This window comes from Providencia sp. AGC89, from assembly GCF_053543535.1.
In genome coordinates this window covers 121,368-133,581 of record NZ_JBIXLP010000090.1, presented here as the reverse complement: position 1 = coordinate 133,581, position 12,214 = coordinate 121,368, and the positions used below count along the sequence as shown (strand labels likewise).

10 protein-coding genes are annotated in these 12,214 nt (G+C 42.6%); 4 read left to right on the top strand and 6 right to left on the bottom strand.

All coding sequences use genetic code 11. From position 1 onward, the window contains the following. Window positions 1-12 precede the first annotated feature (12 nt). Window positions 13-1,347 carry a D-serine ammonia-lyase gene (locus ACIPUA_RS19120; RefSeq protein ID WP_449060013.1) on the top strand — a complete coding sequence of 445 codons (1,335 nt, stop codon included), beginning with the start codon at window positions 13-15 and terminating at the stop codon, window positions 1,345-1,347. Window positions 1,348-1,400: 53 nt separating this feature from the next. Here ACIPUA_RS19120 and ACIPUA_RS19115 read toward each other — a convergent pair whose 3' ends face one another. Genes ACIPUA_RS19115 through ACIPUA_RS19090 form a run of 6 tightly spaced genes read right to left on the bottom strand, consistent with a single transcriptional unit; the run spans window position 1,401 to window position 8,399 of the window. Continuing rightward, complete coding sequence (locus ACIPUA_RS19115) at window positions 1,401-2,450, bottom strand: osmoprotectant NAGGN system M42 family peptidase (RefSeq protein WP_048605980.1); 1,050 nt, start codon at window positions 2,448-2,450, stop codon at window positions 1,401-1,403. Between the two features lie 4 nt (window positions 2,451-2,454). Beyond that, complete coding sequence (locus ACIPUA_RS19110; RefSeq protein ID WP_042845532.1) at window positions 2,455-3,225, bottom strand: FadR/GntR family transcriptional regulator; 771 nt, start codon at window positions 3,223-3,225, stop codon at window positions 2,455-2,457. A gap of 31 nt (window positions 3,226-3,256) precedes the next feature. Next, complete coding sequence (locus ACIPUA_RS19105) at window positions 3,257-4,054, bottom strand: ABC transporter ATP-binding protein (protein WP_042845534.1); 798 nt, start codon at window positions 4,052-4,054, stop codon at window positions 3,257-3,259. After that, window positions 4,054-5,847 carry an ABC transporter permease subunit gene (locus tag ACIPUA_RS19100; RefSeq protein WP_449060012.1) on the bottom strand — a complete coding sequence of 598 codons (1,794 nt, stop codon included), beginning with the start codon at window positions 5,845-5,847 and terminating at the stop codon, window positions 4,054-4,056. Before ACIPUA_RS19100 ends, ACIPUA_RS19105 begins: the two co-directional genes overlap by 1 nt. Then, window positions 5,844-6,791 (bottom strand): ABC transporter permease, encoded by a 948-nt coding sequence (locus ACIPUA_RS19095; protein WP_042845538.1) that lies wholly within the window; start codon window positions 6,789-6,791, stop codon window positions 5,844-5,846. Before ACIPUA_RS19095 ends, ACIPUA_RS19100 begins: the two co-directional genes overlap by 4 nt. Before the next feature lie 48 nt (window positions 6,792-6,839). After that, complete coding sequence (locus tag ACIPUA_RS19090; protein ID WP_449060011.1) at window positions 6,840-8,399, bottom strand: ABC transporter substrate-binding protein; 1,560 nt, start codon at window positions 8,397-8,399, stop codon at window positions 6,840-6,842. Window positions 8,400-8,562: 163 nt separating this feature from the next. Between ACIPUA_RS19090 and ACIPUA_RS19085 the strand changes: the two genes are divergently transcribed. The 3 genes from ACIPUA_RS19085 to ACIPUA_RS19075 all read left to right on the top strand — a co-directional run bounded on the left by ACIPUA_RS19085 (window position 8,563) and on the right by ACIPUA_RS19075 (window position 12,133). Next, window positions 8,563-9,225, top strand: a complete 663-nt coding sequence (locus ACIPUA_RS19085) for a DUF1028 domain-containing protein (RefSeq protein WP_042845541.1) — start codon at window positions 8,563-8,565, stop codon at window positions 9,223-9,225. A gap of 864 nt (window positions 9,226-10,089) precedes the next feature. Further along, window positions 10,090-11,508, top strand: a complete 1,419-nt coding sequence (locus ACIPUA_RS19080; protein WP_042845542.1) for an NAD(P)/FAD-dependent oxidoreductase — start codon at window positions 10,090-10,092, stop codon at window positions 11,506-11,508. Between the two features lie 121 nt (window positions 11,509-11,629). After that, window positions 11,630-12,133, top strand: coding sequence for a RidA family protein (locus ACIPUA_RS19075; protein WP_042845544.1), 504 nt, complete (start codon window positions 11,630-11,632; stop codon window positions 12,131-12,133). The last annotated feature ends 81 nt before the right edge of the window (window positions 12,134-12,214 follow it).

Sequence of the window (12,214 nt, the reverse complement as noted above, 5' to 3'; positions counted from 1 at the left end):
AAGAGAGTAATTATGACTCAGATAAATATTGATAAGTTAATTGCTGACACCCCTTTAGTTCAGGACTTAATCGATTTAAAGCAAGTTACTTGGTTTAACCCAAACTCAACCACCACACAAGCGGGTTTACCCTATGTGGGGTTGACCCTCGAGGATGTGCAAGACGCCGAGGCACGTTTAACACGTTTCGCCCCATATTTAATGAAAGCGTTTCCTGAAACGCAAACCACACAAGGGATCATAGAATCCGACGTGGTTGCTATTCCCAATATGCAAAGTGCTCTTGAAACACGTTATAAAACGCCAATTACTGGGGAAATGTTACTCAAAAAAGATAGCCACCTACCTATTTCGGGCTCAATAAAAGCGCGAGGCGGTATCTATGAAGTTTTGACCCATGCGGAAAAACTCGCTTTAGAAGCCGGTTTATTATCAATTGATGATAATTATGAAATTCTATCCTCAGATAAGTTTCGACAATTCTTTAGCCAATATAGTATCGCCGTTGGCTCAACCGGCAATTTAGGCATGTCTATTGGCATTATGAGTGCAAAATTAGGCTTTAGTGTCAGTGTACATATGTCGGCGGATGCACGTCAGTGGAAAAAAGATAAGTTACGTTCTCACGGCGTAAATGTTGTTGAATATCAACAGGATTATAGCATTGCGGTCGAACAAGGCCGCAAAGAAGCTGAAAAAGACCCGCGCTGCTTCTTTATTGATGACGAAAACTCAACCACACTATTTTTAGGCTATGCGGTTGCAGGTTTACGTTTGAAAAAACAATTTGTAGAGCAAGGCATTATTGTTGATAACCAACACCCGCTGTTTGTTTATCTGCCTTGTGGTGTCGGCGGAGGCCCGGGTGGCGTTGCCTTTGGCTTGAAGTTAGCCTTTGGTGATGCGGTACATTGCTTATTTGCCGAACCCACACATTCACCTTGCATGTTGCTTGGCGTGCATACAGGGCTCCATGATGCCATTTCAGTACAAGAAATCGGCATTGATAACATCACGGCCGCTGATGGCCTTGCAGTGGGCCGCGCGTCAGGGTTTGTGGGGCGTGCAATGGAACGTTTAATTGATGGTTATTACACGATTGATGATACCGAGATGTATAACCTATTAAGCTTACTTAATCAAACGGAGTCGATTAAGCTCGAGCCTTCCGCACTAGCAGGTATGACCGGCAGTGTTCATGTCACCCAAAACACAGACTATTTACAGTCTAAGTCACTGACACCAGAAGTCATGGCCAATGCCACCCACCTTGTCTGGGCGACCGGTGGCGGTATGGTACCGCAAGATGAGATGGATAAATATTTATCGCAAGCCAAACTAAGCTAGTAATACATAGGATTAAAGCCATCTTCTTTTTTTATCAGAAGATGGCTTTAAAATTACTGCCCCGGTAATGGCACTAAATCACTTTCAATATAACGTCGTACCAATGTTGCTAACGCAACCAGTGAATCAATATGCGTTCTTTCCCAACCATGGGAGCTATCTAAGGCAAAACATGCTAATGCAGCCCGAATATCCCACCCAGCATCAATAGCTGCCGCACTATCAGAACGGTAATGTTTAAATGTATCGCGCACATGAGGGATGTTATATTGCTGGCATAATTGCAGTAAGTGGCGCGTAATCGCTAAATCAAATGGCCCCGTTCTATCACGAAATGCCAATGTTAATGCGTCATCACGTGTTGTTTGATCAGGCGCTGAAACAGAATTATCAATCGCTAATAATTCCTGAACTTGCTCACCAAAGCCATGAGTCCCTCCAATCCCGACCTCTTCAGAAATCGTGAACATCAATTGGCAAGAAACAGCCGGTAGCACACCATCGTCCACTAGCGATTTTAATGCCGCTAACATCACCGCACAGCCTGCTTTGTCATCTAAATGACGAGAAACAATAAACCCATTGTCAATAAATTCAGGTTGGGCATCAACTGCCACCATATCCCCCACATTCAGACCATGAGATTGTAGATCTTCCGCACTATAACATGGGGCATCAAGGCGAATTTCTAAGTTATCCCAATCAGCCACTTGAGTATCCACTTCGGTATTAAAGCGGTGACCTGATGCTTTTAACGGTAGAATGGTGCCGCGATACTGGTGATTATCACCATACACGGTGACTCGAGCGCCTTCAGCAAAGCGCGCAGCCCAAGTGCCCGTATTACGTAACGCTAACCGCCCGTTAGGTTTGAGCTGAGTAACCATTGCCCCTAAGGTATCCAAATGGGCTGCAAGTGCCCGTTTGGGTTCATCATTACCGAATGTAATATATAACACTCCACGGCGCGTATACTGCGGTGTAAAACCCAACTCAGTCAACCATTGGTGCGTTTGTGCGACCGCTTTCTCAGTCATACCCACCGGGCTAGGTGTACATAAAAGTGTCTTTAATACTGAGGTTAGATATGCTTTATCTATCATTATGTTACCTATCTTCACTTAAAAAACGTTCTTGCAGTGTGGCTTGTAGAGCCAACATTGCCTGCTCGGCATAATTCATGTGCTCTTCCATCACCGCCTGTACCTTAGCGGCATCTTTACGGCGTAATGCCTCTATTAATTGATACTGATATTCAATGCCTTGGCATCTATCTACTGGTTCGGGTTTCAGGTAAATGTCTTTACAAACCGCTAAATCTTTAAGTAAACGCTGTAAAAAATGGCAGATAAACACTAAGAGAACATTATCAGAGTAACTGGCAACGACGGCATGGAAATCCAACTCTGCCATTCGCTGTTGCCAGCGTTCCTCTTCATTAGCAGGCTCATGGTCGTAAATCGCAATGGTGTCATACAGTTTTTGAATTCCCGCATTATCGATATTATCAATGGCACTCACTGCAACAACTGGCTCTAATAATTTACGCAATGTATAGATATCTTTAATGGAAATATCTCGCGTGAATAAATAGTTTGATAACAAGCTCATCGCACGGGATTCGGTCATTGAATCAATAAACGCCCCCCCGCCTGGGCCCGTTTTGGTTTTAATTAACCCCTGCACTTCCAATGATTTTAAGGCTTCTCTTACCGTGCTTTTACTCGCGCTATAACGCTCAATTAGCTCTTTTTCTTGGGGTAAGCGGTCACCCGGTATCAGGTTATCCGCCATAATCGTTTCTTTTATCGCATTAACAATTTCATCAGTACGTTTAATGCGAACTGGCTCGATAGCCGCTGTCTTATCCGTGCTCATATTAGGACCCCAACTGATTTTAAATATATTTCTAAGCTTCAACGCGAATACGCGGCGCACTCGCCAGTAAGTTACGAGTGTAGTCGTGTTCTGGTGCCGCAAATAAGTCACAAGTATCACGACATTCTAGCAAATCCCCTAAATAGAGTACGGCCACCCTATCTGCTATAGACTCTACCACCGCCAGATCATGGCTAATAAATAAGTAAGACAGTGAAAACTGTTGCTTTAGTTCTTCGAGTAACAACAAAACTTGGGCTTGTACTGACACATCCAATGCGCTCACAGGCTCATCAAGAACTAAGATTCGCGCATCTGCGGCAAGCGCTCGCGCAATCGCTAAGCGCTGAGCTTGCCCCCCTGAAAACTCGTGAGGGTAACAGGCTAATGCATCCATTGGCATATGGACAGCCTCAAGCAATTCAGCCAACCGCCCGTGTCTTTGTGTTTGATTCATATGCTTTAAATATTTTAAAGGCACCGACAATGTTTCACCGATGGTTTTGCGTGGATTTAAAGAAGCAACAGGGTCTTGGAATACATATTGAATAGCTTGACCGAAAGCACGAGCCCCCTGTTTTTGCCACTGAGCACGAGTTTGCCCGAGTACCGTAATGTCGCCTGAGGTTTCTTTCTCTAACCCAACTAGAATACGGGCTAAAGTGCTTTTCCCTGAGCCGCTTTCCCCTACGACGGCTAACGTTTCCCCTTCGTACAATGACAATGAAATATTTTTCAGCGCCTGAACTTCTCTCCCTCGGGGATGAAATAAGCTGCGAGGGTGACCAAAGGTTTTCACCAGTTGATTAACGTCAATAACCTTGTTCATTAGGCCTCCTGTGCGGAATTATTTCCATAAAGCTGCTCAACCTGAGTCAAAAACGCTCTGCCCTCTCCCAATTTTGGAACACTGGCTATCAGCCGCTGTGTATAAGGGTGCTGAGGTTGCTGTAACACGTCTTGTGTATTACCGGTTTCTACGATAACGCCCTGCTGCATAACGGCCACTCGGTCACAAATTTGGTTAATCACCGCAAAATCATGAGTAATAAATAACAATGCTACCCCTCGTTCACGACGTAGTTGATCGAGCAATTCTAAAATTCGCGCTTGTACGGTGACATCTAGTGCGGTTGTCGGTTCATCGGCAATAATCAAAACAGGGTCATTCGCTAATGCCATCGCAATACCAACTCGTTGGCGTTGCCCACCGGATAACTCATGAGGATAAGCATCAAAACGCTCCGCTGCATCCGGTATACCGACGCTATCAAGTAGTTCAATCGCTTTCATTTTGGCATCATAACTCGATAACGCTTGGTGAGCCGTGATCGCTTCACGAAGCTGTACACCCACGGTAAATTGGGGGTGTAACGTAGTCAGAGGATCTTGGAAAATATATGACACCTTAGCACCACGGCGTCTTTGCATAACGGATAAAGGTAAAGACAACATTTCTTCATGCTCAACATAGATGCCACCTGCGGTGATCACCGCGGGCGGCGAAGCCAAAAGCCCCATAACAGATAATGCAGTTACACTTTTCCCTGAACCACTTTCACCAATTAACCCCAAACATTCCCCCGCACCAACATTAAAGCTAATACCTTTAACGGTAGGCCGTAATTGCCCCCCCTGACGAAAGGCGACAGAAAGGTCTTTAACTTCCAATATCGCCTGTTTTCCCTCGGTTTTGGCAGAAATATTTATACGGTCTGTTTGTGTCATCGGTTGTGAACGATGTAAGGCACCTGATTTTAGGCGAGGGTCAAGGATGTCACGTACCCCATCCCCCAGTAAGTTAAAGCTAATCACAATCAGGAAAATCATAATTCCAGGAACCAGAGCAACATGTGGTGCAACAAACATCTGAGCACGCCCTTGACCTAGCATCGACCCTAAATCAGCATTCGGCGGCTGGGTTCCTAATCCTAAAAATGACAAGCCAGCGGTTTCTAAAATCATCCACCCGATGGTCGTCGACATTGTGACAACAATGATTGGCAATACATTCGGTAAAACCTCAGTCAGTAAGACCTGTAAATGGTTTTTACCTGATAACCTTGCGGCCTGAATAAAGTCTCTATCTCGCAGCCCAACCGTTAACCCACGGATATTTCTCGCAAAAAAAGGAATATTCACTAATGCGATAGCATATAGCGCATTTAATAAACCGGGGCCAAGTACAGCTACAATCGCTAACGCTAATAGGATATATGGAAATGCCATCAACATATCAATACAGCGCATCAATAAGGTATCAGTTCGGTGGCCCACATAGCCGGCGATTAAACCAATTAGGGTTCCAAGTATTGCAGCGATTAACGTCGCTGAAATACCCACCATCAGCGAAACACGAGTTCCCCACAATAATCGAGACAAGATATCCCGCCCTAAATGGTCAGTGCCTAATATATGCCCCGGTGAAAAAGCTGGGAGCAAGCGGTTCACTAAGTCCGTTTCATCTGGATTAGCCAAAGGCAACCAAGGCGCAAGCAAGGCAAGTAGCATAATAACGGTTAAAATAAACAGCCCTAGTGTCGCAAGGCGATTAGCGAGCAATAAAGAACCTATTGATTGACGATGACGATGTTGAATAACTGGGGCGGTATTATGACTCATGATTTCAACCTCGGATCTAACATTGCTTGCACCACATCAGCCAGCAAATTGATAAACACATAGGACGCAGCAGCAATTAACACGCCCCCTTGCACTAAAAATAAATCACGGGTAGCTACCGCTTTGACCAACATTGCCCCTAAGCCCGGCCATTGAAAAACCGTTTCAATATAAACCGCACCACCAAACACAAACCCTGCCTGAATACCAATAACAGGGATCACCGATACCAATGCCATACGAAATGCATGGCGGAAAATGACTTTGCGTTCACTCAACCCTTTTGCGCGTGCAGTACGAATAAAATCAAGGCGTAGAACCTCTAACATTGCTGTTCGCGTCAAACGCGCTATCACGCCTGTCGCAACTAGCGAAAGGGTTATTGCGGGTAAAACAAGGTGATGCAATAAGTCGCGAAAGCCGCCACCCTGCCAAATATCATACATTCCTGATGCGGGGAACCATTGTAGCTGTACCGAAAAAAGCATGATCATCAACAACCCAATCCAAAAGGATGGCATTGAAATACCGAGTAAAACCGCCAATGTGATCGTCCTATCACTCCAACTAAATTGACGGATCGCAGAAATAATCCCAGCTAATAGCCCCAGCACTGAGCTGAGCAATAACGCACTTCCCCCCAAAATTAGGGTGGCAGAAAAACGCTCAAGGACCTCATCAACCACAGGACGATTCAGCACAAAAGAACGCCCTAAGTCCCCTGAAATCAAATTATTCATCCAAATAAAATACTGCTGATATAACGGTTTATCTAAACCAAGCTCAGTTTTCACTCGAGCCACGTTCTCTGGTGTTGCCCAAGGCCCAAGCAATGCTTGAGCTGGCTCCCCAGGGATCATTGCCATGATAAAAAAGACAATTAATGTTAGACCAATCAGTATGGGTATCGTCGCTAACAGGCGTTTAAAGCAGTATAACCACATAGTTTTTCCCCATAAAATCTATTAACCAACTGAAAATATTCACGTTAATTAATCTTTGCGAACATCTTTAAGTAATAAATTAAAATTCGGCTGCAATTTAAAATGTTTAACATGCTCATTCGCGACTGCATTTTGCTTCCAATTAGCAACAAACAGCCAAGGTGCATCTCGGTGAACAATTTTTTGTACTTGTTTATACAGTTGAGCGCGTTCTTCAAGGTCATTCGTGACTCGCGCTTTATCTAACAACCTATCGAGTTGTTGATTACTGTAATAACCGGAATTAAAGCCGCCTTTATCGGGCCAAGATGCAGAATGTAAGGTTAGGAACGGCAAGGTATCAGGGTCATTCGTCATCCATGCCATTTCAGCCATGTGGGCTTGCTGTAAGCCTGAATTAACTTTAGATAAATAGGTATTCCACTCAAAGGTTTGAATTTCAACAGATAACCCAACAGCTTTGAGGTCTGCTTGGATTGCGGTTGCCATCGGGATAGGGTCTAACATACCTGAGCCCCCTTCCGTAACATAAAAAACAATTTTTTGCCCTTGTGTTCCCGCTTCTGCAATTAATTGCCGCGCTTTTTCAGGGTCATAAGGGTAAGCCTCTGTTTCTTGGTCAAACGCCCAGTCAAAAGCAGATGGAATAGGCCCTTCAGCCACACCAGCTGAGTCTTGGAGAATATACTTAACGATATTTTGCTTATTAACCGCATAATTTACCGCTTGCCTTACACGCACATCATCAAAAGGAGGTTGTGATGCATTTAGCATCACGTACCACACATGTGGCCCTACGGCTTCATAAACCTTAAAACGCTCATCCTTGATAAATAAAGGGACGTTATCCGCGGGCACTTCAACCATCGCGTCAATCCCACCTGATAGCATTTCTGCTACCCGTGTATTGGCGTCAGTTATTGGTCGGAAAACCACATTTTTTAAGTGTGGTTTTCCATCCCAATACTGCTCATTTGCCGAGACCACAACGCGCTGGTTTGCCGTCCATTCGTCAAATTTAAACGGCCCTGTCCCGCTTGGATGACGACTAAAGTCCTTGTCATATTGCTTGACGGCTGCCGGTGACACAATCAGCCCTGCGGGGGTAGCTAAATTTGATAAGAACGGTGCAAATGGCTCTTTTAAGGTAAATACCACCGTTAAATTATCTGGGGTGGTAATTTTATCTATCGCAGAGAAAAAAAATGATAAAGGAAATGGACCAGTATGATAGTAAGGATGTTGGCTATCTAGCATGCGGTCAAACGTAAATTTAACTGCCTGCGCATCAAACGCACTACCATCATGGAACTTGATGTTTTCACGTAAATGAAATGTGTAAGTCAAACCGTCATCGCTGACTGACCATGACTTTGCCAATGCAGGTTCAAGTGTCAATGTACCATCGGCATTGCGAACTAACCCTTCGTATATATTCACGAGTATCCGAGAATCATTGGCCGCAGTCGCCACTTGCGGGTCGAGTGATTGCGGCTCCGCAACCTGCCCAAGCAATAGTACATCACTATGGTTTGCCGCCAATGTCGGTGTAGAAATAAAGCAGAAAAACCAAAAACTGGCTATCCACCTGCATAAACGCATCCTCATACGGCCCTCCCCGAGCGTTGACATTGCTATGTGATTTTTAAATGTGATTTGTGTCAATTTTGTTAATTATTTTATCTTTTATCCTATTTATGATGATAAATTATGTTTCACGCAACAATTTATAATGATAAATTTGATCGATGTCTAATTTATGAGGTGTGAAATGACATTTTCAATTGTGGCTCACTGTCCGCAAACAGGGAAAATTGGCGCAGCAACAGCAACAGGCGGGCCCGCTGTCGGTGCCCTTGTTTTGCATGGTGCAAGCCAAGTGGGAGCTATCGCAACCCAAGCCATGACCAACCCGATAGCAGGTTTAAAAGGTATTGAACATTTACGGCTTAGTGACCACGCCAAACAGAGCTTAGATTTCCTTCTGATGGAAGATACCAACAGTGAATTACGGCAACTGATCATTATTGATAAATATGGGGAAAGTGCAGACTGGACAGGAAGTAAATGCTTACCTTGGTGTGGTAGTTTGTCTGAAAAAAACTTCGCTACAGCAGGGAATATGCTAACCGGTGAGCAGGTTCTTCAAGCAATACACCAAAGTTATCAGCAAAACTCACATCTTGAGCTTGCAGACAGGCTATTACTCGCCATGCAAGCAGGGGCGAATGAAGGTGGTGATTACCGTGGGATACGCTCTGCTGCATTAAAAATATGGAATAACCGGCAATATGCAGATATTGATATTCGCTGTGACTGGTCAGAAACCCCGTTAACTGAGCTTTATTTGGTCCTTCAACAGGTTCGTTCCGAGGATTATGCTAATTTCTTTGCTCAAATCCCAACTGGGAATGAATATAAAACTGAAAATTAACATCACGATGGTGTATATTAACTAATAATGTAAATATTCTTAATAATATACACCCAGTAATTAAATGTATATTTAATATTCTAATTACATCTGCATCGTAATATAAATCCCCCAACGACATCAAAATTATCGCCAATTATTATTTAGTACAATTATATGTTTATTTTTATCAACCAGTTAAAATAAATTATTGTCTACATTTAGAATTATATTTTATTAACTAGCCTATCTGACTTATACGACAAGGTAATGTCTAATCTATAAAATAATTTTATCTTATTAAAATGAAATATTATTCTCCATTTAGAAAAACCAACAATAAATTAAATTAGACTCACCACGCCCATCATAAAATAAAATCATAAATATCAATTAATTAACTAAAACTTAAAAACAAAACAGTCCCACAAAGCTATATATTGATTGAAAGGTAACCATAAAGACTAATTAATAATCAACTGAACAAAAAATAGCTCATTCTTTTTAACTAAGCCTTTTTTTACATCATATTTGATTATTAGGACTTAAATGATATTTAGCATTTTCATCTACGATTAATAATTAACCTCTCGCTGATAATTAATTACTAATTATTCAACTTAAGCAAAATACCAATATTTACACCTGTACACTTTTAATGACATTTACATTTTTAAAATAAGAATTGATGTATAGATAAAATAGAGCTACTCGCGACAAACCCTTTACAGCACTGACTATATCAATTTACTTCACTTTTCATTTAATCGACAATTATTAACAAATGCTAACCCTACTTAACAATTTCAAAATATATGATAAGATCATTATCTCAATTTGAAATTATTTACTATATAAAAAACAAGATTGTTATTGAGGTTATAGATGAAAATCTCGAGAAGAAAGCTATTATTAGGGGTTGGTGCTGCTGGGGTTCTAGCAGGGGGTGCTGCGGTTGTTCCTATGATCAATCGTGAAGGTCGTTTCGAATCGACTAAATCACGAGTACCTGCGGTTGCAGGTACCGAAGGCAAACTACCGGAATCTGCTGATGCAGTTATTATCGGTGCTGGTCTTCAAGGGATCATGACGGCAATAAACCTTGCGGAAAAAGGTCTTAATGTTGTTATCTGTGAAAAAGGTGTTGTCGGTGGTGAGCAATCAGGCCGCGCATACAGCCAAATTATCAGTTACAAAACCTCTCCAGCAATTTTCCCTTTACACCACTATGGGAAAATTCAATGGCTCGGTATGAACGAAAAAATTGGTGCTGATACCAGCTACCGTGTTCAAGGCCGTGTTGAAGTTCCTTCAAGCGAAGAAGATTTAGAAATTTCAAGAGCATGGATTAAATCTGCTTCTGAAAACCCAGGTTTTGATACGCCATTACGTACCCGAATGATCGAAGGTACTGAGTTAGCTAATCGTCTAGTCGACGCTCAAACACCATGGAAAATTGGTGGGTTTGAAGAAGACTCAGGTAGTCTAGACCCTGAGGTTGTCACCCCAACCATGGCTAACTACGCTAAATCAATTGGTATTCGCATCTATACCAACTGCGCAGTACGCGGTATTGAAACCGCAGGCGGCAAAATTTCTGATGTTGTCACTGAAAAAGGCGCAATCAAAACCTCTCGTGTAGTTCTAACTGGTGGTATTTGGTCTCGTCTATTTATGGGCAACTTAGGTATCGACGTTCCAACGCTGAACGTTTACCTGTCACAACAACGCATTACCGGCGTTCCGGGCGCACCGAAAGGCAACGTCCACTTACCTAATGGTATTCACTTCCGTGAACAAGCTGATGGCACCTATGCCGTTGCACCACGTATCTTTACCAGCTCTATCGTTAAAGACAGCTTCCTGTTAGGTCCTAAATTTATGCACCTGTTGCAAGGTGGTGAATTACCATTAGAATTCTCTATCGGTAAAGACTTATTTAACTCGTTCATGATGGCAACGTCTTGGAATTTAGATGAGAAAACACCATTTGAAGAATTCCGTACCGCGACCAATACACCAAACAATGATCACTTAGATGGCGTCCTAGAAAGACTGAGAAAAGAATTCCCAGTATTTAAAGAATCTAAAGTGGTTGAACGTTGGGGTGGTACGGTGGCACCAACGGATGATGAAATTCCAATTATTTCAACAATCGAACAGTACCCAGGTCTGGTCATCAACACCGCAACAGGTTGGGGTATGACTGAAAGCCCAGCATCTGGTCGATTAACGGCAGAACTATTAATGGGCGAAACACCATTTATCGACCCAACGCCGTATAAACTTTCTCGTTTTAATTAATAACCGAGAATACGCTTTTTTTTACTGGGATCTGCGAGTCAATGGAATTAAGCTAAACTTAAATTTAGTTTTAAATAACACTAACAGATCCTTTTTACTTTGATAATGTTAAGGAGTTTACATGCGCTATAAAACTTTATTGCTTTCTCTACCGTTAATTTTAGGTGTAGCGAGTGCAAATGCAGCTGAAGATGTTAAACGCGTTCCAGTGAAAGGATTTCCTATCTCTGAATCAGTAGAAATCAGCGCGGGCAATAGCCTTATTTTCCTAAGCGGAAAAGTCCCTTCAAAAATCTCTGCAGATGCTAAAGAAGGCGTTTTAGAGTCTTATGGTAATACCGAAGCACAGACAATCAACGTGCTAAAACAAATTCAAGCAAACCTAGCTGACATGGGTTTGACAATGAATGATGTTGTTAAAATGCAAGTATTCTTAGTTGGTGGTGAAGAAACTCAAGGCACTATGGACTTCGCTGGTTTCATGGCGGGTTATAACAAGTTCTATGAGTCTGAGAAAATTACTAATCTGCCAGCTCGTTCTACTTTCCAAGTCGCTAAGCTAGCAAACCCAGCTTGGAGAGTTGAAATTGAAGTTACCGCAGTTCGTCCAGCTGCAAAAAAATAAGTTATTCTAACGAGTAACAACACGATAATGGGGCATAACTTATTTATGCCTCGTTATATTTTCTTGTTCCTTCCCCTTTCC